We start from the raw sequence: 19,564 nt of genomic DNA on the forward strand, positions 1-19,564 counted from the left end.
CACCGGCAAAGCCGGTGCCACACACCGCGGTGCTTGCTTCGCGGGTAAACCCGCTCCCACAGGATGGCTTTTTGCTACAGAGCGGTGGTGAATTGGCCTCTGGGTTATTGTCGGGATTGGCTATCGTGGGCCGTGTAGAGGGGCGTTAGTGTAGGCCCCTTCCACAGCCTCAGGAGGCCTACCGTGCACAACCGAATCGAATGGGCCAGGCACGCGCCCGAAGCCCGTAAAGCCATGCTCGGCCTGGAGCAGGCCCTGGCCAGTAGTGGCCTGGAAAGCGACCTGCTGGAACTGGTCCGCCTGCGCGCCTCGCAGATCAATGGCTGCGCCTACTGCGTCAACCTGCATGCCAACGACGCGCGCCAGGCGGGCGAAACCGAAGCGCGCCTGCAAACCTTGTGCGTGTGGCAGGAAACCGCCTACTTCACGCCGCGTGAGCGGGCCGCCCTGGCCTGGGTGGAGAGCCTGACGCGGCTCCCGGAGCGCGGTGCGCCCCAGGCCGAATACGAAGCCCTGCACGACCATTTCGAGCCTGGCGAAGTGGTCAACCTGACCTTGGCCATTGCCACCATCAATGCCTGGAACAGGTTTGGCGTAGGCTTTGCGATGGTACCCGCCTGACCGCCCACCCAGTGCTTCAGTGCTGGGCCAGCAGCGCCCGGTAGCTGCCCGGGCTCTGCCCAGTCCACTTCTTGAAAGCGCGGTGGAACGCGCTGGGCTCCTGGAAGCCGGCCTGTTCGGCAATCTCGGCGATGCTCAGCACGCCCTCGCGCAAATGCTCAAAGGCCCTGGCGCGGCGCACTTCGTCCTTGATCTGCTGGTACGAACGGCCCTCACGCTCCAACTGACGGCGGAACGTGCTGGCGCTGATGCCTTGCTCTTGCGCCAGCACCGCCAGGGTCGGCCACTGCCCATGGCGCCGGGCACGCAGATGGCGGTAAACCTTGGCGACCAGGCCATCATGGTTGCGAAAGCGGATCACCAGGCCCTGAGGTGCGCTGCGCAAAAAGGTTTTAAGGGCAGCCACGTTCTGCACCACGGGCAACTGCAGGTACCCACTGTCGAACTCCACTTCGGTGCGCCCGCTGCCCAGCCGCAGGTCCGGCCCCCACAACAGCAGGTCGTCCTCCTGAGCCGGGCGCCCGACGGCCAGTTCGGTGCGATCAATGGCAATGCGCCGCCCGGCCAGCCAGCAAAGCATGCCAATCATCAGTACTAGGTAGGTTTCTTCGGCATAAACACGGGTCAGAGGGTCCGGGATGCTCGATTGCACGCTCAGCAGCGCCCTGCCACCGCGCACGCTCAGGCTGCCGCGCAGGTCACGCAGGAACAGGCCGAACCCTGCCAGGCACTGGCGCAGGGCTTTTTCCAGGTTGGGCTCCAGGATCAAGCCCCGGCAGATCAGGGCAAAGCTGCCCAACGGCATGCCATGGCTGTCCAGGCAGAAGAACTCGTCGTCCAGGTGCTGGATCAGGGCCAGCCACAGCCTGGCAACTGCCTTGGCCGGCACACGCCCCTGCGGCTGCTGCAGCACGTGCGGGTCGATGCCCGCCGCCCGCAGGTATGAGTCACGCACGGTGGGGTCGGTGCGCAGTGCGTGCAGCATGGGGCTGAGGAAGTACACGGCGACCGAATCGCTATCGCGCATGGTGGTGTTCGCTGTCTATGCTGAGTGGCAAAAAACGCCAAGGGTTCTGAACAGTTCCGGCATAGGCTGCAGCGGTGCCTTTGCCTAGACTCGGACCCACTCCCGGGTCACCGGCCATTCTCGCAGAGGCTGGGCCGGTCCCGCCATGCTTTAGCTTCTGGAGCGCCCATGAGCAGCAAAGAAATCTACGTGGTCAGTGCCGTCCGTTCCGCCATCGGTGGCTTTGGCGGCGCACTGAAAGACTTGCCGTTGGCCGACCTCGCCAGCACGGTTACCCGGGCCGCCATCGAGCGTTCAGGTGTGGCAGCCGAACACATTGGCCATCTGGTGATGGGTACGGTCATCCCCACCGAACCGCGCGATGCCTACCTGGCGCGGGTGGCGGCCATCAACGCCGGCTTGCCGAAGGAAACCCCAGCGTTCAACGTCAACCGCCTGTGTGGTTCGGGCCTGCAGGCCATTGTTTCGGCAGCCCAGTGCCTGCTGTTGGGCGATGCCGAGGTGGCCGTGGCCGCTGGCGCCGAGTCCATGAGCCGCGGCCCCTACCTGTTGCCACAGGCCCGTTGGGGCGCGCGCATGGGGGACCTGAAAGGCATCGACTACACCGTCGGGGTACTGCAGGACCCGTTCCAGCACTTTCACATGGGTATTACCGCCGAGAACGTCGCCACCCAGTGCGGCATCACCCGGCAGATGCAAGATGAACTCGCCCTGGTCAGCCAGCAGCGCGCAGCCCGCGCCATCGCCGAGGGCCGTTTTGCAGGCCAGATCGTGCCGCTGGAGCTGAAAACGCGTAAAGGCACGGTGCAGTTCAGCGTTGATGAGCACGTACGCGGGGATGTCACAGCTGAACAACTGGCGGGGATGAAACCCGTGTTCAAGCCAGACGGTTCGGTCACTGCGGGCAACGCCAGCGGCATCAACGATGGCGCTGCCGGCCTGGTACTGGCCAGTGGCGATGCGGTCAAGCGCCTGGGCCTTATGCCGCTGGCGCGTGTGGTGGGCTATGCCCACGCGGGTGTAGAGCCGGCGCTGATGGGGCTGGGGCCGATCCCGGCCACCCGCAATGTGCTGGCGCGCACGGGGCTCAAAGTGCAAGACCTGGATGTGATCGAGTCCAACGAGGCCTTTGCTGCCCAGGCCTGCGCCGTAGCCCGTGAGCTGGGCCTGGACCCGGACAAGGTCAACCCCAATGGCTCGGGTATTTCCCTGGGCCACCCCGTGGGCGCGACCGGGGCAATCATCGCCACCAAGGCCATCCACGAACTGCAACGCATCCAGGGGCGTTACGCCCTGGCCACCATGTGCATCGGCGGCGGCCAAGGCATTGCCGTCGTCTTCGAACGCGTCTGAACAGGGCTGCCCCATGAACATCGAACACATCGCCGTGATCGGCGCCGGCACCATGGGCAACGGGATCGCCCAGGTCTGCGCCATAGCGGGTTACCCGGTTGTGCTGGTGGATGTTGCTGACGCGGCGCTGGAGCGCGGTGTCGCCACCTTGAACAAGAACATGCAGCGCCAGGTGAGCAAAGGCACGCTGACCGCCGAGCAGGCAGCCGCCGCCAGCGCCCGTATCCGCACCACCACCGACTATGCCGGGCTTGGCACTGCGCAGCTGGTCATCGAGGCTGCCACCGAAAACCTGCAGCTCAAGCAGCGCATCCTCCAGCAAGTGGCGGCCAACGTTGCCACTGACTGCGTGATCGCCACCAACACCTCGTCGCTTTCAGTGACGCAGCTGGCCGCCAGTATCGAGCACCCGGAGCGCTTTATCGGGGTGCACTTCTTCAACCCCGTGCCCATGATGGCGCTGGTCGAGATCATCCGCGGGTTGCAGACCAGCGACGGCACCTACGCCCAGGCGCTGCTGTTGACCGAAAAGCTCGGCAAGCGCCCGATCAGTGCCGGTAATCGCCCAGGCTTCGTGGTCAACCGTATTCTGGTACCGATGATCAACGAAGCCATCTTCGTGCGCCAGGAAGGCCTGGCCAGTGCTGAAGACATCGATACGGGCATGTGCCTGGGCTGTAATCAACCCATCGGCCCGTTGGCACTCGCTGACCTGATCGGCCTGGACACCTTGCTGGCGATCATGGAGGCCTTCCACGAGGGCTTCAACGACAGCAAGTACCGACCTGCCCCGCTGCTAAGGGAAATGGTTGCGGCGGGCTGGCTCGGGCGCAAGAGCGGCCGCGGCTTCTTCACCTACTGAGGCGATGCGCCATGCCCCCACTCGATGCCGCGCTGCGCTGTGCCAATTTTGAAGAGCGACGTGACCGGGCCATGGCGCTGTTCGCAGAAAAAGGCTTCGGCCAGGTCAGCATGCGCGAACTGGCCGCCCACATCGGGCTGAGCGCCGGCTCGTTGTACCACCACTTCCCCAGCAAGCAGGACCTGCTGTTCGACCTGATCGAGGAACTGTACGAAGAGCTGCATGCCACCCTCGGCCAGACCCGACAGGCGATGGCACGCGGGGCATCGGCGCTGAGCTGCCTGGTTGCGGCGCACTGGCAATTGCATGCCGAGCGGCCCTTGCAGTTCCGCCTGGCAGAGCGTGACCTGTGCTGCCTGAACGAGGCACAGCAGGGGCAGCTGGCGGCGCTGCGCTCACGTTATCAGGCGGAATTGTTGCGGTTGATTGCACCGCAGGCCAGGCTGCACAAGCAGGCGCTGCTGGCCACCGCGCAGGTGCTGGCAACGTTGCTGAATCAGTTGCCAGGCATGCTCCAGGCATTGCCCGAGCGCGAGGGCTTGGCCCTCATGGAACGCATTGTGCTGGGCGGGCTGGAGCGGGCCTTGGCTTAGGCGCCCCACGGTTGGCAACGTTACACCCGCCCTGCATCAGCACAGCTGGTTCTGGATCTGATCGCGCAATGTGTTCAGGTCGAATGGCTTGGCCAAAATCGGCGCCTTGCGCGCGATAGGGCTGCCAGACTCAAGGATTTCCGCCGGGTAGCCACTGATGAAGATCACCTTCAGGTCTGGGCGCAACTTTACAGCGGGCTCGGCGATGTCTACACCGGAAATGCCACCAGGCAAGCGGAAGTCGGTCACCATCAAGTCGAGGTGCGGCTTGCTCGCCAAAATGGCGAACGCCTGCTCGCCGTCTTCCGCCACCAGCACGTGGTAGCCCTCACCGGCCAGGTAGTCCCGCAGAATCATGCGGATTGCCGGCTCATCTTCCACCACCAGCACCACATCTTGCGCATCTTCACTCATATCGAAACCTTGAAATTCTTGCAGTTGGCCATCAGACCCCAGGCTCAAGCAGAGGTTGCCCGCACCTGATCGTTTTGTTGTTCTCGCTCACCGAGCGGTAATTGCAGGGTGAAGGTGGCACCTTCGCCCTCCTCGCTTTCCACCACTATACGCCCGCCATGGGCCTGTACGATCTGGTCGGAAATGTACAACCCCAACCCCAGCCCGCCTGTGGCCTGCTGCGTCGCCACCCGCTCGAACTGCTGGAAGATGCGCCGCTGGTTGGCGGCACCAATACCGATGCCGTGGTCCTGCACCTGGACGCACGCCATGTCGTCCTCCTGAAACACCCGAACCTGTACAGGTTTGCGTTCGCCATAACGCAAAGCATTGGACAACAGGTTGGCCAGTACTTGTTCAATCCGAAATTCATCCCACTCACCGTGCATATGCGCTGGGCACTGCAACTCGATACGCGTGTCCAGCGCAGCGGCCTGGGCAGCGAAGTTTTCCGCCAGGCCACGCACCAGCTGGCACAGGTCGAATGCCTTCGGGCGCAGGGACAGTTTGCCGGTGCGGATGCGCGAAACGTCGAGCATGTCTTCAATCAGGCGGATCAGGCTGTTGATCTGCCGTTCATCGCGCTCGACCATGGCCTGGAGCTTGTCGCGGCTGAAGGCATCGAGGTTGCCGCGCGCCAGGTGCAGCTTGCGCAGTTGAGTTTCCAGAATCAGGCCATTGAGCGGGGTGCGTACTTCGTGGGACACGATCGACATGAAGTCGTCACGCATGCGCACGGCACGCTCAAGCTCCACACGCGCAGCCTGCAACTGGCCGAGCAGCTGTTCCTGCTCCTGACGGCTGCGCTCCAGCGCCTGCAACTGCCGGTCCAGCACCTTGCGCTGGCGGTAAAGGTCGACGAACACCGAGACCTTGCTCTTCACCGCGAAGGTATCCAGCGGCTTGTAGAGAAAATCCACTGCCCCGCTTTCATAGCCCTTGAAGGCATAGTCCATCTCGCGCCCGGCTGCGGTCACGAACACGATCGGAATGTTGCGGGTTTTCTCTGTACCACGCATCAGTTCGGCCAGCTCGAACCCATTCATGCCGGGCATCTGCACATCCAGGATCGCCAGGGCGAACTCGTGCTCGAGCAACAGCGACAATGCGGCTTCGGCGGACTGTGCCTGGTGCACCTCACGGTCCTCGCCCTGGATCAGGGCGTCGAGTGCCAGCAGGTTCTCCGGCAAATCATCGACGATCAGCAATTTGGCGATGGTGTGGCTTAGCATGCGCTGGGTTCCAGGGTTGCGAGCAACTGCTCGATGCCGCTCAGAGGAAGAATATGGTCAGGCCTGTGCAGGGCCAGGGCGGCCTCCGGCATCAGCGCAACCTGTGCGTCGCGGGGGTCCTGGACGATGGTCCGGCCGCCGCTGTTCTTGATGTAGGCCAGCCCTTCGGCGCCGTCTTCATTGGCACCGGTGAGCAGTATACCCAGCAGGCTTTCGCCATAGGCGTCCGCTGCCGACATGAAAAGGTAGTCGATGGAAGGCCTGGAAAAATGCCGCGGGGGCTCCTGGCTCAGCGACAGGGTCAGGTCACGCTCTACCGACAGGTGGTAGCCAGGGCCGGCCACGTAGATCGCCCCCGGCTGCACAGGCTGCTTGTCACGCGCTTCGCACACCGGCCGGCCAAGACGGCGTTGTAACACATCGGCCAGGTGGCTTTCGCGGTTGTGCGGCAAGTGCAGCAGGCACAGGACCGACACTGCCATGTCGGCCGGCAGCCCGCCCAGCACCTTGAACAGCGCTGTCACGCCGCCTGCCGAGGCGCCAATTACCACAGCACGGATACCCTTCATAGCTTGCGGTAAATCCGCTCGGGCCGAACCCAGGGCTCGAAGCGCTGGCCGTAGGCAGAAAAGTCGATCGACTCCTTGCTGCCCAGCACCAGAAAGCCGCGGTGGCACAACGATTCATGAAATAGGCCCAGGGCGCGGTCCTGCAATGCCTTGTCGAAATAGATCAGCACATTGCGGCAAGAGACCAGCTGGGTTTCGGAAAACACACTGTCGGTGGCCAGGCTGTGATCGGCAAAGGTCACCTGCTCGCGCAAGGTGCTGTCCATGATCGCGTTGCCGTAGGCTGCCGTGTAGTACTCGGCGAAGTCCCGGCGCCCACCCGCCAGCCGGTAGTTCTCGGCATATTCACGCATGCTCTGCATGGAATAGATGCCTTGCTTGGCTTTTTCCAGCGAATGAGGGTTGATGTCGGTGGCATAGATGATGGTGCGCTCCAGCAGGCCCTCCTCGCGCAGCAGGATGGCCATTGAATACACCTCTTCACCTGTGCTGCAGCCTGCGATCCACACCTTGATCGAGGGCCAGGTGTGCAGCAACGGCACCACCTCCTGGCGCAAGGCCAGGAAGTGGCCGGGGTCTCGGAACATCTCGCTGACCGGGATCGTCAGGTACTGCAGCAACTGCATGAACATGCTCGGGTCGTGCAGCACACGCTCCTGCAGGGCCGAGACGGTATGGCAGTCGAACTGGCGCAAGGCATGCAGGATCCTGCGCTTGATCGAAGCACCGGAATAATTGCGAAAATCGTAGCTGTACTTGAGGTAGATCGCCTCGATCAGCAAACGGATTTCAATGTCGGTGTTACGTTCGCTACTCAAATTCGCTCCAGTTGCGGTAGCCATACGCGGATCAACGAGAACAGGCGGTCCAGGTCGATGGGTTTGGCCAGGTAGTCGTTGGCACCTGCCTGCAGGCAGCGGTGCTGGTCATCCTTCATGGCCTTGGCGGTCACGGCGATGATCGGCAGCTTGCGCCAGCGCGGTTGCTGGCGGATCAACCGGGTGGCCTCGAAGCCATCCATTTCCGGCATCATCACATCCATCAGCACCAGGTCGATGTCTTCATGCTGCTCCAGGCGCTCGATGGCTTCACGCCCGTTGCGGCCAATCTCGACGATGGCACCCTTGTGCTCCAGGGCGCTGGTCAGGGCGAAGATGTTGCGCACATCGTCGTCCACCAGCAGGATCTTGCGGCCTTCGAACACCTTGTCGCGGCTGCGCGCGGTCTTGAGCATGCGCTGGCGCTCATGGGAGAGCTGCGATTCGACCTTGTGCAGGAACAGTGTCACCTCGTCGAGCAAACGCTCCGGCGAGCGTGCGCCCTTGATGATGATCGAGCGCGAGTACTTGAGCAGGTCGGCCTCTTCCTCGCGGGTGAGGTTGCGGCCGGTGTAGACGATGACCGGCGGGAACGAGCGGATGTCTTCTGCCGTCATGCGCTTGAGCAGTTCGTTGCCCAACATGTCGGGCAGCTTGAGGTCGATGATCATGCAGTCGTAGATGTTCTCGCGCAGCAGTGCCAACGCCTCCTGCGCCATGCCCACTGCAGTGATCTCGACATCGTCGTCGCCAATCAGGCGCGCGATGCTCTCGCGCTGCAGGTCGTCGTCTTCCACCAGCAGGATGTGCTTGAGTTTCTGGGTGAGCTTGGCCTCCAGCCGGGCGAACACTTCCTTGAGTTCCTCACGGCTGGTGGGTTTGACCGCATAGCCCACCGCGCCCATGTGCATGGCCGCCTCTACACGGTCCTCCACCGAAATGATGTGTACCGGGATGTGCCGGGTATTGGCCTGCTCCTTGAGGCGCTGCAGCACCGTGAGCCCAGAGTGGTCCGGCAGGCGCATGTCCAGCAGGATGGCGTCGGGGATGAACCGTGCGGCCAGCTCGAAGCCTTCGTCGGCGCCATGGGCCACCAGGCAGCTGTAGCCCAGTTCATGAGCCAGGTCGAATAGGATGCGCGCGAAATTCGGCTCATCTTCGATCACCAGGATGCAGCGGTTTGCGAACGGCGCACGCTCGCGGTCATCGGTGAAGGCCAGCGGCGGCGCCTTGGGCGCGAGGGCGGATGGCACGGGTGCCAGGGGTACTGGCTCTGCTGCCGGGCGCAGGCTCAGGGGCTGGAACTGCTGCTCAACGCCATCATGGTGCTCCGGCAGCGTCAGGCTGAACACACTGCCCTTGCCGGGCGTGCTTTCGACGGTAATCTGCCCACCCAGCAGGCGGGCAAGGTCACGGGAAATCGACAGCCCGAGGCCCGTGCCGCCGTAGCGGCGGTTGCTGGTGCCATCCACCTGGTGGAATGCGCCGAAAATCGCCTGCTGCTGGTCGCCGGCGATGCCAATACCGGTATCGCGCACGGTGAACGTGATGCCCGTACCAGGCGCGTGGCCGATGTTCAGGCTGACCTGCCCGCGCTCGGTGAACTTGATGGCGTTGGACAGCAGGTTCTTCAGGATCTGCTCCAGGCGCTGGCGGTCCGTGAACAGGGTGGCCGGGACCTGGGCGTCGGCGGTGACCTCGAAGGCCAGGCCTTTCTGACCGGCCAGCGGCCTGAACATGTCGCGCAGGCCTTCGACCAGGCGCTCGACGTGGGTGGTTTCAGGACGCACTTCGAGCTTGCCGGCCTCGACCTTGGCGATGTCGAGAATGTCGTTGATCAGGTTGAGCAGGTCATTGCCCGCCGAATAGATGGACTCGGCGAACTTGACCTGCTCCTGGCTAAGGTTGCCTTCACCGTTCTCTGCCAGCAGTTTGGCCAGAATCAGCGAACTGTTGAGCGGGGTACGCAGTTCGTGGGACATGTTGGCCAGGAACTCGGACTTGTATTTGCTCGAGCGCTGCAACTCGTCGGCGCGGGCCTGCAACTCGGCCTGGGCACGGCTGAGTTCCTCGTTCTTGAGGTCCAGGGCGTCGGTGCGATCGGACAACTGCTCGTTGGTCTGCTCAAGTTCCGCTTGCTGGGTTTCCAGGTAGGCCTGGGATTCCTTGAGCACGCGCGACTGTTCTTCGAGTTCTTCGTTAGCCGTTTTCAGCTCTTCCTGCTGCACTTGCAGTTCTTCGTTGAGCTGTTGGGTTTCGGCCAGTACTTCCTGCAGGCGCTGGCGGTAGCGGGCGGTTTCGATGGACATGCCCAGGTTGCCAGCCACGCGCTCGAGCATCTCGGCATCACGGTCCTGGAGCGGTCGCAACAACCCTAGCTCGATGACCCCGTTGACCAGGCCGTCCTCGGTCGCAGGCACGATCAGGCCACTGCGCGGCAGGCCACTGCCCAACCCGGAAGCGAGCCGGTAGTAATCCTGGGGCAGATCGTCCAGGCGGATGATGCGCTCTTCGCGCACCGCCTGCGCCAGCAACCCGTGATGGTCGCCCAGGCGCTGCTCACGCGCCTGCTCTTCGGCACCCAGGCCATAGCTGGCTACCCGCACCAGGTGGCCGTGCTCGTCGCGCACATAAACCGCGCCTACCACGCTGCCCAGATAGGAGGCGAAAAAGCGCAGGATGTTGTCACCCAGCATGGGCAATGTCAGCTGCCCAAGCACCTGCTGAGCCAGTTGCGTCTGGCCATTGCGCAGCCACGCCTGATGTTCCAGCCGTTCAGCGGCGCGCTGCTGCGCCCGCAGGTTCTGGTCGTAATTGCTGGACAGCGCAATCAGGTCGCGGCGGCCGAGGTAGGCGAGCAGCGCGCTGAGCCCGACAAGCAAGATAATGAAGGCGGCAATGGAGGTAACGGTAATGGTGCTGACCGACTCGTTACGCGTCAGGCGCAGTTGCTGTTCTGCACCGATCAAGTCCTCGAACTCCCGGCGGATTTCATCGGTCAGGCGCTTGCCGCGGCCTTTGCCGATCATATCGCGGTAGTCACCCTCGCCGCGCCGCAGGCTGATCATTTCAGCGCCAAAATCGTTCCAGGCCCGCTGCAGTGCGATCAGCCGATCAATCCGGGCGACTTGAAGCGGGTTGTCTTCCACCAACCCGCGCAGACCCTGCAGGCTGTTGAAGATACGCGGCTTGGCCACTTCGTACGGGTCCAGGAAACGCTCATCACCACTGATCAGAAACCCGCGCATGCCGGTTTCCATGTCGATGGACAGTTTCAGTGTCTCGTTGGCGTCGCTGATCACCCGGTCGGTGTGCTCCACCCACTGCATGGCCGAGAGCAAATAGTTGATCACGGCAACGAACGCCACGGCGCCCAGCAGGCCCAGGCCCAGTGGCAGGCCAATATTGCGGCTCAGCAGCCTGCGAAAGCTGCGTTGGTCCATCGAGGCTGCTTGAATCATGTGATAACGCCCGAGCAATTAACGTCCATGTAGGCCATGGCCGATTATTCGTTATTGTGAGCCACCGCGTGCGTGAAGCAAATCCTGCCTGGTCGGTCAGGGCGGGGCATTTAGCCAGTATTTGAAAGATGCCTGCGCCAATCGTTCCATCTAATTGATGAGAAAGGTATCCTCGGGAACTTCTGGGGCCTTTCAGCGTACAGACTAGAGACACTATTAATGACAGGATCCCAACCATGCCCCTTCTGGTAGTCGAAGACGACGACATCGTACGCATGCTGATGGTCGATGTGCTCGAAGAACTCGGCTACGAGATCATCGAAGCAGAAGACGCAACGTCTGCCCTGCGAGTACTCGAGGACGCTAACCAGCACCTGGACCTGATGATAACCGATGTGGGTTTGCCAGACATTCGGGGTGAAGAGTTGGCGGCCCGTGCGCGGAGCTTGCGCCCGGTGCTCAACATCATGTTCGCCAGTGGCTATGCCGACAGCTTCGATCTGCCCGAGGGCATGCACCGGATCAGCAAGCCGTTCAGCATCGATCAGCTCCGGGACAAGGTGGCCGCGATCGTGGGCCCAGGTGCAGGGGACGAGGGTTAACAGGTTTCGCCCGCTGTTTCGCGTCGCAACAGGTACGTGTCCATGATCCAGCCTTTGCGAAGCCGCGCGCCGGCCCGCAGTTCAAGGATGCGCGCTTTGACGGCCTCCAGAGGGCCGGCGACCAGCAATTCGTCCTCGGTGCCCAGGTAAGCGCCCCAGTAGATCGTAAGGGCCGGGTCATTCAGGGTGGCGAATGCGCACTGGCCGTCGAGCATGACTACCACGTTGTCAATTCGATCGACCCCCTCCAATTGCCGCCCGGGCAGTATTAGCAGAGGCTCGCCAATGCGGTTGAGGGTTATCTGATGACGGGCTGCCAGCACTTGCACGCTGCTGATACCAGGGATGACGTGCACCCGCAGCTCCACGCCCTGCTCGCGCACCCGCGTTAAAATACGCAGCGTGCTGTCGTACAGGGTTGGCTCGCCCCATAACAGGAAGGCGCCGCACTCGCCCGCAGCGATGTGTTGCTCGATCAACGTGGCATAGACGGTGGCGCGCTCGCGGTGCCAATCACGCACGGCCCCCACGTAGTCGGCTGGGTTGCCTTCCCGTGTAGGGTCGGGCATTTGTACCAGGCGGTAGCCGCCCTCCGGGCGGTAGCGTTCGAGGATACGTTTGCGCAGATGCAACAGGTCTTGCTTGTCAGGGCCCTTGTCCATGATGAAGAACACGCTGGCGCGGCGCAGGGCGGTGACTGCCTGGTAGGTGACCTGGGCGGGGTCGCCCGGGCCGATGCCGATGAGCAAGACTTCTTTCACACGTGTGCCTTCCAGAGTGTTTGATTCGCGGATTCGTAGGCGCGAGCATAGCGTGCGATGCGCAGGTGGTTTTGACAAATGATGATGAAACATGAACACCTGCTTCACACATTTTTCACACCGCCGGGGGCATCATCAACACAGCTAAAGGATTAGCGACCCCATCAAGCGCCCGCACACGCGGGCCTCTAATTCCAACGCCCTGCCCTGTGCAGGGCGTTTTATTTGCGCAATCGATTCACTGCCGTATCATGGGCAGCCTGTCCGTTTTGCCGGGGTACCACTCCCGGCCCGTCTCAGGAGTACACATGAGCCTGCACGATCTGCAAACCCTGCCGGGCGTGACCGCCCAACCCGATACTGCCACCGCCCAGTTCGTGTTCAACCACACCATGCTGCGGGTCAAGGACATCCAGAAATCGCTGGACTTCTACACCCGTGTACTGGGCTTCCGCCTGGTGGACAAGCGCGATTTCCCCGAGGCCGAATTCAGCCTGTATTTCCTCGCCCTGGTCGATCCACAGCACATTCCCGAGGATGACCACGCACGCCACCAGTGGATGAAATCGATCCCGGGTGTACTCGAGCTCACTCACAACCACGGCACTGAAAGCGATGCCGGCTTTGCCTATCACGATGGCAACACCGACCCACGTGGTTTCGGTCATATCTGTGTCTCGGTACCGGATGTCCGTGTCGCCTGCGCACGCTTCGAAGCCCTGGGCGTACCGTTCCAGAAGCGCCTGCAGGATGGCCGCATGAACCACCTGGCCTTCATCAAGGACCCTGATGGCTACTGGGTTGAAGTGATCCAGCCCACCGACCTCAAGGGCTGAGGCCCTGCCAGGCTCGCTCGTCGGGCCGAATTTCCCAGGCAGCCCGCTGTGGTATATGGAGTGAAGGCTTCACCTGCCACAGCGAGGTACTGACCATGCAATCCCTGCACTGTGAATACCGCCAGCACATCATCACCGCCAGTGTGATGCCCCACCCCGACTCGCCCCTGCCCTATAGCGCCGGCTGCCTGATTACTGCCCCTGATGGGCACATGAGCAGACGCCTGTCGATGCCGATGCAGTTTTTCTCCGACCTTAGCAATGCCCAGCACGTATCGCTGGCCCACGGTCGCGCACTGGTCGATCGCCAGCTGGACGATGGGCAGCAGGTGTTCTGAGGCATCGTGATCGGGCATCAGGCGTCCCTGGCGTAGGCCACAGCTGCCTGCACCTGGCTGTGCGTGGGCCTTACACCGGTGTACAGCACAAACTGCTCCAGCGCCTGCAAGGCGATCACCTCCAGGCCGGTGATGACCGGCTTGCCCAACGCTTGGGCGCGGCTGATGAGTGGCGTTTGCGCAGGCATGGCGACCACATCGAAGACCCGCTCGGCCGCGGCGATGGCGTTTTCGCTGAATGCCAGCTGATGGGCCTCCGGGCCGCCGGCCATGCCCACCGGTGTAACGTTCACCAGCATCGGTGGGCACAGGTCGCCCAGTTCGGGTAGCCAGCGATAGCCGCAAACATCCGCCAACTGGCGGCCTGCCTGCTCGTTACGGGCGACGATGATGCCTTCGCTAAAGCCTGCATCGCGCAGGGCGCTGGCCACCGCCTTGGCCATGCCGCCGCTGCCGCGCAACGCAAACGCGGTACGAGGGTCGACCTGATGCTGGCTTAGCAACTGGCGCACGGCCATGTAATCGGTATTGTAGGCCTTCAGGTGGCCGTCGGTATTCACCAGCGTGTTGACCGACTCGATGGCGGCTGCGGAAGGGTCGATCTCATCCACGAGCGCCATGCAGGCTTCTTTGTAGGGCATGGAGACCCCACACCCGCGAATGCCCAGTGCGCGGATACCCGCCACCGCAGCTGGCAGGTCATCGGTGCGCATGGCCTTGTAGTAGAAGTCCAGGCCGAGCTGTTGATACAGGTGGTTATGAAAGCGCACACCAAAGGTGCCAGGGCGGCCTGCCAGGGAAATGCACAGTACGGTATCCCTGCTGGGGGTGGTGGACATGGGTGCTCCTCGGTCATGAGTAAAACGATTGAGCAGCGTACCAGAGCGCTCCATTTGTCGCCCCTTACACAACCTTTACCCTTCCCCCATACACAGCTGACCGGAGGCCGAGTCATAGTAAGAAGGCCCCGACTCGGGGTTTTCCATGAGGTTGCTCCATGAACCGTAATATTGCCGCAATCGCACTGCTGGTCGGCGCCTTGGCCATCAGCGGGCCCGCTGCTGCCCATGGTCGCGGTTGGGCCGGGCCCGGGCCCCTGCTGGGTGCCGCTGTGGTCGGTGCAGTGATCGGCGCAACGGCCTACGGCGGCCATGACCGCACCGTTTACGTCGAACGCCCGCCCGTGTACTACGCGCCACCACCGGTTTACGTACAGCCACCGCCCCAGCCGGTGTACTACCAGCCTTACTACGCGCCCGCCCCGCCACCGCCGCCGGGCTACCGCGCCTACTATGGCCCGCCACCGGTCTATTACGGCCCACCCCGTTGGTAAGGTTGAAAGAACTGATAACGACTATTGAGCACGTTGATTTCTCATGCCACGCGCTGCTGGCTAAGGTAGAGCCATGTTCCACAGGAGGCACCCATGGCCACTATCCAGATCATGTCCGTTGTCGGCAGCGCAGTGCCTACCTCGCTGCGGGAGCAGGGCCTGTTGGCCTGCTGGTACCTGATGCGCAACGGCGAAACGGTGAGTGGCCCGTTGCGTAGCCTGGCATCGGCCAAAGCGCTGGCCGAACAGTTGCAACCCGGCATGTTGCTGGCATGACACCCCATTTGATGCGTTGCTCCCTCCCTTGTTGCCCGCCTTCGTGCGGGCTCTTTTTTTGCGGTTCGGTGCACGCCGTTATCATCGCTACTGCGGCCAGTACCAAAAAGCGGTAACCTTCCAATGCTGAGCATTCGTCCGCCCGCTGACGAACAGCGTTGGTCTTTCCGGACGAGGCTTCCTGCATATGACCGCATTGGTCGATGATTTTCGTGATAGAGCCGTGGATGTCATGGCCAGGGGCGGTTCGATTCTGCCGCTACTCGAAGCCTTGGTCATTGCCCTGGCTGCGGGTATTCCCGGCAGCCATGTGGGTGTCAACATCCTCGACAAGCCGGGTAAAACCTTTCGGTACTCGCTCTTCCCAAGCCTGCCGGCCGACTTCAGCAAACAATTGGTGGGCAACCCGATTACCGGCAAGCGCGGCTCCTGCGGCCTGGCGATTTTAAGTGGCAAGGTCATAGAGGTGCCTGAAGTCGCCACCGATGCGCGTTTTTCTCCCGAATGGAAAAACCTGTTTCACCAGCACCGCTTGCTGGCACTAGCCTCATTCCCTGCCTTGAGCAAAGAGGGCGATGTGCAGGGTACGCTGGCCGTCATCTACGACCCGCAGAGGCCACTCAATCCCGAGCAGCGCCACGCCATCACCTGCGCTTCACGGCTGTGTGCGCAACTGTGTGCCTACAGCCGCACCCAGGAGGCTAACCAGATACTCATCGCGGAACTCGATCACCGCATGAGAAACCTGTTCAGCACCATCGGTGCGGTCGCGGTGCTCACAGCGAGGCACTACCCGGAGTTCCCGCAGTTTCGTAGAACGCTGGACAACCGCCTGTTGATGATGCAGAAAGCGCACGCGTTGGCGTTGGCCGACAAATCATCGCGCCTCACTGAGTTGCTGGCTGAAACCCTGGCCCCGTATATGGCAGAGACGGCAGGCTGCTACTCGGGCCCTGACATCATCCTGGCGCCCGAGGCTGCCTCCGCATTGGCGTTGGTTCTGCACGAACTGGCAACCAACGCCGCCAAGTACGGGGCATTTTCCCAGCCTGGGGGCGCGGCGACTATCCGCTGGCACCTGGAAGACCATGCCGAAGAAGGCTGCCAATTCAGGTTCGCATGGCAGGAACACAATGGCCCGCCGGTCTGCCCTCCCCAGCGCAAAGGGTATGGTTCGCTGATGATTCACGGCAGCTTGCGCAATGCGTTCGATGGGAAAGCGGAATTTGCCTACCACGTTGAAGGGTTGCGCTGCACCATCAGCGCCCCGTTCAGCGCACGCCTGGGCAAGGCGGCCGAGGGCGAGTGCGTACTCATATGACTTGGGGCCGCCTTGCGCCTCGGATTAAATTCTCTTCACCTTGCGCCCTTTTGGAATAAGGCATTCGACAGCTGTTCAGCCATACTCCAGAATGCGCCGGTTCTGGGAAAAACCCTCGCACAGCCAACGACATACCAACCATTAGTGAGTCACAACGTGAAAACAACCCTGTCCATCCTCAGCCTGCTGCTGTTGCTCACAGGTACCGCAACCCACACGTCGATTGCTGCTGCAGCTCAGCCTCACGCCCAACTTCAGCGCGACCCTGCCAAACTGCACCTGGCATCGGGCAGCGCGTTGCTGATCGACCTGAACACCAACCAGGAACTGTATTCAAGCCGTCCAGACCGGGTGCTGCCCATTGCCTCGGTCACCAAGTTGATGACGGCAATGGTGGTGCTGGACGCGAAGCAGCCGATGGACGAAATGCTGACCATGACCATCGCCAACAACCCCGAGATGAGAGGCGTTTATTCACGGGTGCGGCTGGGCAGTGAACTGAACCGCCACGAAACCCTGCTGATTACCCTGATGTCATCGGAAAACCGTGCGGCCACCACCCTGGCCAACCACTACCCCGGTGGCTACCCGGCGTTCATCAAGGCAATGAATGCCAAGGCCCGCAGCCTGGGCATGACCCACACACGCTATGTGGAGCCTACCGGGCTGTCCACCCAGAACGTCTCCACTGCCCGGGACCTGACCAAGCTGCTGATGGCGGCGCGCAAGTACCCCATGCTCAGCAGCCTGTCGACCACGCGTGAAAAAACGGTGGCCTTCCGCAAGCCCAACTACACCCTGGGTTTCCGCAACACCGACCACCTGGTCAACAAGAGCAACTGGGACATCAAGCTGACCAAGACCGGGTTTACCAACGAGGCAGGGCACTGCCTGGTGCTGTTGACCCGCATGGACAACCGCCCTGTGGCGATGGTGATTCTCGATGCGTTTGGCAAGTACACCCACTTCGCCGATGCCAGCCGTATGCGCCAATGGCTGGAAACCGGTGCGACCAAGCCGGCCCCGGCCGTGGCCATGCAATACAAGGCCGATAGACACGGCAAGGGCCGTGTGGCGGCGGAGTAGCCCTTACAGCATGTCAGGCCTCGGCGCTGAACGTGGCGCCGGCGCTGCTGCTGCCGCTGTCCTTCAATAGCTGCAGCAATTGCCCGGAGGCCGCTAGAATCTGCCCGCTGAGGTTGGCGATGCTGGCTTGCTTGGCCGCCACCGCAGCGGCCTTGGCGGTGTCTTCCATGTTGCTGGCCATTAGAGCTGCCAGCTGCTTCTGCTCCTCGGCCAGCTGCTTTTGCAGGTCCTTGATCAATTGCCGCAGCTGCTTCACCGCTTCCGATTCACCCAGGTCGCTGGCCTCGGTGTCTTGCGTCTGGCTAGCCTTGGACATCCGCATGCTGTCGCTGGGGATGGTCACAGCGCCGCCAGAGGTGACGGCCTGAGCGGTAGCGGCGGCCTCACTCAGTGCCTGGGCCGAGACCCCATTGATCATCAGGTTGCCTGCGTTTATCCCTGCCATGTGGGCTCCCTTCAAAGGTTATGTTCGTCCTACCTCTGCCTATCGGCCGCCGTGGCCGGGTCTTTAGGCTGCTAAATTCCCTATCCCCTGGCTCGTTCCAAAACATGTATCAGCGCTGGCGCGCTCACATTCGACCTTCAGGGAATTGCAGCCATGACCCAGGCCTCACAGCAGGAAACTATCAAAGATCTGATCGGCGTGGGCTTTGGCCCCTCGAACCTCGCCCTGGCCATCGCCTTGGAGGAACTCGCCGAAGTGCAGGGCCATGCACTGGATGCACTGTTCATCGACAAACAGCAGGACTACCGCTGGCATGGCGAAACCCTGGCGACCCAGAGCGAGTTGCAGATCTCGTTTCTCAAGGACCTGGTGTCGCTGCGCAACCCCACCAGCCCCTACAGCTTCGTCAACTACCTGCACCAGAAGCAACGCCTGGCCGATTTCATCAACCTGGGCACCTTTTACCCGTGCCGCCTGGAGTACAACGATTACCTGCGCTGGGCAGCGGAGCATTTCGCCACCCAGGCCGTTTATGGCGAAGAAGTGCTGCGCATCGAGCCCGAGGTTGTAGCCGGCCGCGTCGAACATTTGCGGCTGGTGTCGCGCGACGCCCAGGGCCGGGAGTACAGCCGTCGTACCCGTTCGGTGGTGGTGGGCAGTGGTGGCACCCCGAAAATTCCGCAGAAATTCGGCGCGTTCAAGGATGATCCCCGGGTATTCCATCACTCCCAATACCTCAGCAGCCTGAAGAAACTGCCTTGCACTGACGGCAAACCCATGCGCATTGCAGTGATCGGCTCCGGCCAGAGCGCCGCAGAGGCATTCATCGACCTGAATGACAGCTACCCGTCGGTCAAGGTGGACATGATCCTGCGCGCCACGGCCCTGAAGCCCGCGGACGACAGCCCGTTCGTGAACGAAATCTTTGCCCCGGACTACACCGACCTGGTCTTCAACGAGCCGGCCGAACAACGCAGCAAGTTGCTGGGTGAATACCACAACACCAACTACTCCGTCGTGGACCTGAACCTGATCGAGCGCATCTACGGCGTGCTCTACCGGCAGAAGGTCGCCCACCAGCACCGTCACAACGTGCTGTGCCGGCGCCAGGTGGAAGCGGTGGTGGCCACCCGCGACGGGCTGGAGCTGACACTCAGTGACCTCGCCACCGGCCAGCAGCAGACGCACCGCTACGACGCCGTGATCCTGGCGACCGGCTACGAACGCCGCTCGCACCGCGAGCTGCTGGCGCCGCTGGCAGGCTACCTGGACGATTTCAACGTCGACCGCAATTACCGGGTACTGGCCAGCCCTGACCTGCAGGCTGCGGTGTATCTGCAGGGGTTCTGTGAGAACAGCCATGGCCTGAGCGACACCCTGTTGTCTGTGCTGCCATCGCGTGCAGCAGAAATTGGCCGGGCCCTCTACCACGACCTGTCGCACCTGCAAGGCAAACCGCAACCTGCTGTAGCGCTGACCAGCGCCTGACCCACCGCTTCCAGGCCGGCCCATGGTTTCACCACGGGCCGGCTTCGGCCATCTGAAACATTTGCTTGCATTTAAAACGACGGTTTTTT

The 19,564-nt window shown here is 62.2% G+C and carries 21 protein-coding genes; 12 read left to right on the forward strand and 9 right to left on the reverse strand.

What is annotated here, in order from left to right:
• The first annotated feature begins 183 nt into the window (after nucleotides 1-183).
• Entirely contained in the window at nucleotides 184-621 is a 438-nt protein-coding gene (locus PPA02S_RS07365; RefSeq protein WP_028634397.1) for a carboxymuconolactone decarboxylase family protein, read from the forward strand.
• A gap of 16 nt (nucleotides 622-637) precedes the next feature.
• Here the strand turns inward: PPA02S_RS07365 and PPA02S_RS07370 are convergent, their stop codons facing one another.
• Nucleotides 638-1,648 (reverse strand): AraC family transcriptional regulator, encoded by a 1,011-nt coding sequence (locus PPA02S_RS07370; RefSeq protein ID WP_028634398.1) that lies wholly within the window; start codon nucleotides 1,646-1,648, stop codon nucleotides 638-640.
• 168 nt (nucleotides 1,649-1,816) lie between these two features.
• On the opposite strand from PPA02S_RS07370, the gene PPA02S_RS07375 reads away from it, so the two are divergent.
• The 3 genes from PPA02S_RS07375 to PPA02S_RS07385 are packed head-to-tail and all read left to right on the forward strand — an operon-like array spanning nucleotide 1,817 to nucleotide 4,456.
• Nucleotides 1,817-3,001 (forward strand): acetyl-CoA C-acyltransferase family protein, encoded by a 1,185-nt coding sequence (locus PPA02S_RS07375; RefSeq protein WP_028634399.1) that lies wholly within the window; start codon nucleotides 1,817-1,819, stop codon nucleotides 2,999-3,001.
• Nucleotides 3,002-3,014: 13 nt separating this feature from the next.
• On the forward strand, nucleotides 3,015-3,863 hold the full coding sequence (locus PPA02S_RS07380) for a 3-hydroxybutyryl-CoA dehydrogenase (protein WP_028634400.1): 849 nt from the start codon (nucleotides 3,015-3,017) through the stop codon (nucleotides 3,861-3,863).
• Nucleotides 3,864-3,874: 11 nt separating this feature from the next.
• On the forward strand, nucleotides 3,875-4,456 hold the full coding sequence (locus PPA02S_RS07385; protein ID WP_028634401.1) for a TetR/AcrR family transcriptional regulator: 582 nt from the start codon (nucleotides 3,875-3,877) through the stop codon (nucleotides 4,454-4,456).
• A gap of 36 nt (nucleotides 4,457-4,492) precedes the next feature.
• Here PPA02S_RS07385 and PPA02S_RS07390 read toward each other — a convergent pair whose 3' ends face one another.
• From PPA02S_RS07390 to PPA02S_RS07410, 5 genes are read right to left on the reverse strand one after another with little or no spacing between them, the layout of a single operon-like run.
• Nucleotides 4,493-4,870 (reverse strand): response regulator, encoded by a 378-nt coding sequence (locus PPA02S_RS07390; RefSeq protein WP_028634402.1) that lies wholly within the window; start codon nucleotides 4,868-4,870, stop codon nucleotides 4,493-4,495.
• A gap of 44 nt (nucleotides 4,871-4,914) precedes the next feature.
• Nucleotides 4,915-6,141 carry a hybrid sensor histidine kinase/response regulator gene (locus tag PPA02S_RS07395; protein WP_028634403.1) on the reverse strand — a complete coding sequence of 409 codons (1,227 nt, stop codon included), beginning with the start codon at nucleotides 6,139-6,141 and terminating at the stop codon, nucleotides 4,915-4,917.
• A complete protein-coding gene (locus PPA02S_RS07400; RefSeq protein WP_028634404.1) occupies nucleotides 6,135-6,710 on the reverse strand; it encodes a chemotaxis protein CheB in 576 nt (191 codons plus the stop codon). Before PPA02S_RS07400 ends, PPA02S_RS07395 begins: the two co-directional genes overlap by 7 nt.
• Nucleotides 6,707-7,528: a CheR family methyltransferase gene (locus PPA02S_RS07405; protein ID WP_028634405.1), complete on the reverse strand. Its 822-nt coding sequence runs from the start codon at nucleotides 7,526-7,528 to the stop codon at nucleotides 6,707-6,709. The genes PPA02S_RS07400 and PPA02S_RS07405 overlap by 4 nt, the downstream gene beginning before the upstream one ends.
• Nucleotides 7,525-10,989, reverse strand: a complete 3,465-nt coding sequence (locus PPA02S_RS07410) for a response regulator (RefSeq protein ID WP_028634406.1) — start codon at nucleotides 10,987-10,989, stop codon at nucleotides 7,525-7,527. Before PPA02S_RS07410 ends, PPA02S_RS07405 begins: the two co-directional genes overlap by 4 nt.
• A gap of 236 nt (nucleotides 10,990-11,225) precedes the next feature.
• On the opposite strand from PPA02S_RS07410, the gene PPA02S_RS07415 reads away from it, so the two are divergent.
• Nucleotides 11,226-11,591: a response regulator gene (locus tag PPA02S_RS07415; protein ID WP_028634407.1), complete on the forward strand. Its 366-nt coding sequence runs from the start codon at nucleotides 11,226-11,228 to the stop codon at nucleotides 11,589-11,591.
• Here the strand turns inward: PPA02S_RS07415 and cobF are convergent.
• A complete protein-coding gene (gene cobF / locus PPA02S_RS07420) occupies nucleotides 11,588-12,352 on the reverse strand; it encodes a precorrin-6A synthase (deacetylating) (RefSeq protein WP_028634408.1) in 765 nt (254 codons plus the stop codon). The two genes, PPA02S_RS07415 and cobF, sit on opposite strands and share 4 nt — an antisense overlap.
• Nucleotides 12,353-12,660: 308 nt before the next feature.
• Between cobF and gloA the strand changes: the two genes are divergently transcribed.
• Together gloA and PPA02S_RS07430 are read left to right on the forward strand one after the other, a co-directional pair.
• On the forward strand, nucleotides 12,661-13,188 hold the full coding sequence (gene gloA, locus PPA02S_RS07425; protein ID WP_028634409.1) for a lactoylglutathione lyase: 528 nt from the start codon (nucleotides 12,661-12,663) through the stop codon (nucleotides 13,186-13,188).
• A gap of 95 nt (nucleotides 13,189-13,283) precedes the next feature.
• Nucleotides 13,284-13,526 carry a hypothetical protein gene (locus tag PPA02S_RS07430; protein ID WP_028634410.1) on the forward strand — a complete coding sequence of 81 codons (243 nt, stop codon included), beginning with the start codon at nucleotides 13,284-13,286 and terminating at the stop codon, nucleotides 13,524-13,526.
• A 17-nt stretch (nucleotides 13,527-13,543) separates the two neighbouring features.
• Here PPA02S_RS07430 and PPA02S_RS07435 read toward each other — a convergent pair whose 3' ends face one another.
• Nucleotides 13,544-14,365 carry a shikimate 5-dehydrogenase gene (locus tag PPA02S_RS07435; protein ID WP_028634411.1) on the reverse strand — a complete coding sequence of 274 codons (822 nt, stop codon included), beginning with the start codon at nucleotides 14,363-14,365 and terminating at the stop codon, nucleotides 13,544-13,546.
• Between the two features lie 158 nt (nucleotides 14,366-14,523).
• On the opposite strand from PPA02S_RS07435, the gene PPA02S_RS07440 reads away from it, so the two are divergent.
• The 4 genes from PPA02S_RS07440 to pbpG all read left to right on the forward strand — a co-directional run bounded on the left by PPA02S_RS07440 (nucleotide 14,524) and on the right by pbpG (nucleotide 17,542).
• Entirely contained in the window at nucleotides 14,524-14,859 is a 336-nt protein-coding gene (locus PPA02S_RS07440) for a hypothetical protein (RefSeq protein WP_028634412.1), read from the forward strand.
• 93 nt (nucleotides 14,860-14,952) lie between these two features.
• Complete coding sequence (locus PPA02S_RS07445) at nucleotides 14,953-15,135, forward strand: hypothetical protein (RefSeq protein WP_028634413.1); 183 nt, start codon at nucleotides 14,953-14,955, stop codon at nucleotides 15,133-15,135.
• Between the two features lie 187 nt (nucleotides 15,136-15,322).
• A complete protein-coding gene (locus PPA02S_RS07450) occupies nucleotides 15,323-16,456 on the forward strand; it encodes an HWE histidine kinase domain-containing protein (protein WP_028634414.1) in 1,134 nt (377 codons plus the stop codon).
• A gap of 156 nt (nucleotides 16,457-16,612) precedes the next feature.
• Nucleotides 16,613-17,542 carry a D-alanyl-D-alanine endopeptidase gene (gene pbpG, locus PPA02S_RS07455; protein WP_028634415.1) on the forward strand — a complete coding sequence of 310 codons (930 nt, stop codon included), beginning with the start codon at nucleotides 16,613-16,615 and terminating at the stop codon, nucleotides 17,540-17,542.
• Nucleotides 17,543-17,555: 13 nt separating this feature from the next.
• On the opposite strand, the gene PPA02S_RS07460 is transcribed toward pbpG, so the two are convergent.
• Nucleotides 17,556-17,987 carry a hypothetical protein gene (locus PPA02S_RS07460; RefSeq protein WP_028634416.1) on the reverse strand — a complete coding sequence of 144 codons (432 nt, stop codon included), beginning with the start codon at nucleotides 17,985-17,987 and terminating at the stop codon, nucleotides 17,556-17,558.
• Between the two features lie 153 nt (nucleotides 17,988-18,140).
• Between PPA02S_RS07460 and PPA02S_RS07465 the strand changes: the two genes are divergently transcribed.
• On the forward strand, nucleotides 18,141-19,475 hold the full coding sequence (locus tag PPA02S_RS07465; RefSeq protein ID WP_028634417.1) for a lysine N(6)-hydroxylase/L-ornithine N(5)-oxygenase family protein: 1,335 nt from the start codon (nucleotides 18,141-18,143) through the stop codon (nucleotides 19,473-19,475).
• Nucleotides 19,476-19,564 lie beyond the last annotated feature (89 nt).

It is taken from the genome of Pseudomonas parafulva NBRC 16636 = DSM 17004, from assembly GCF_000730645.1.
Classification (GTDB): Bacteria; Pseudomonadota; Gammaproteobacteria; order Pseudomonadales; family Pseudomonadaceae; genus Aquipseudomonas; species Aquipseudomonas parafulva.

Excerpts from the sequence above, each read along its gene's own strand:
- PPA02S_RS07440 (WP_028634412.1), top strand. The coding sequence starts at position 14,524 with ATGAACCGTAATATTGCCGCAATCGCACTGCTGGTCGGCGCCTTGGCC.
- PPA02S_RS07400 (WP_028634404.1), bottom strand. The coding sequence starts at position 6,710 with ATGAAGGGTATCCGTGCTGTGGTAATTGGCGCCTCGGCAGGCGGCGTG.
- PPA02S_RS07410 (WP_028634406.1), bottom strand. The coding sequence starts at position 10,989 with ATGATTCAAGCAGCCTCGATGGACCAACGCAGCTTTCGCAGGCTGCTG.
- PPA02S_RS07430 (WP_028634410.1), top strand. The coding sequence starts at position 13,284 with ATGCAATCCCTGCACTGTGAATACCGCCAGCACATCATCACCGCCAGT.
- PPA02S_RS07460 (WP_028634416.1), bottom strand. The coding sequence starts at position 17,987 with ATGGCAGGGATAAACGCAGGCAACCTGATGATCAATGGGGTCTCGGCC.
- PPA02S_RS07450 (WP_028634414.1), top strand. The coding sequence starts at position 15,323 with ATGACCGCATTGGTCGATGATTTTCGTGATAGAGCCGTGGATGTCATG.
- gloA (WP_028634409.1), top strand. The coding sequence starts at position 12,661 with ATGAGCCTGCACGATCTGCAAACCCTGCCGGGCGTGACCGCCCAACCC.
- PPA02S_RS07390 (WP_028634402.1), bottom strand. The coding sequence starts at position 4,870 with ATGAGTGAAGATGCGCAAGATGTGGTGCTGGTGGTGGAAGATGAGCCG.
- PPA02S_RS07465 (WP_028634417.1), top strand. The coding sequence starts at position 18,141 with ATGACCCAGGCCTCACAGCAGGAAACTATCAAAGATCTGATCGGCGTG.
- PPA02S_RS07380 (WP_028634400.1), top strand. The coding sequence starts at position 3,015 with ATGAACATCGAACACATCGCCGTGATCGGCGCCGGCACCATGGGCAAC.
- PPA02S_RS07445 (WP_028634413.1), top strand. The coding sequence starts at position 14,953 with ATGGCCACTATCCAGATCATGTCCGTTGTCGGCAGCGCAGTGCCTACC.
- PPA02S_RS07415 (WP_028634407.1), top strand. The coding sequence starts at position 11,226 with ATGCCCCTTCTGGTAGTCGAAGACGACGACATCGTACGCATGCTGATG.
- PPA02S_RS07435 (WP_028634411.1), bottom strand. The coding sequence starts at position 14,365 with ATGTCCACCACCCCCAGCAGGGATACCGTACTGTGCATTTCCCTGGCA.
- PPA02S_RS07370 (WP_028634398.1), bottom strand. The coding sequence starts at position 1,648 with ATGCGCGATAGCGATTCGGTCGCCGTGTACTTCCTCAGCCCCATGCTG.
- PPA02S_RS07395 (WP_028634403.1), bottom strand. The coding sequence starts at position 6,141 with ATGCTAAGCCACACCATCGCCAAATTGCTGATCGTCGATGATTTGCCG.
- PPA02S_RS07375 (WP_028634399.1), top strand. The coding sequence starts at position 1,817 with ATGAGCAGCAAAGAAATCTACGTGGTCAGTGCCGTCCGTTCCGCCATC.
- PPA02S_RS07385 (WP_028634401.1), top strand. The coding sequence starts at position 3,875 with ATGCCCCCACTCGATGCCGCGCTGCGCTGTGCCAATTTTGAAGAGCGA.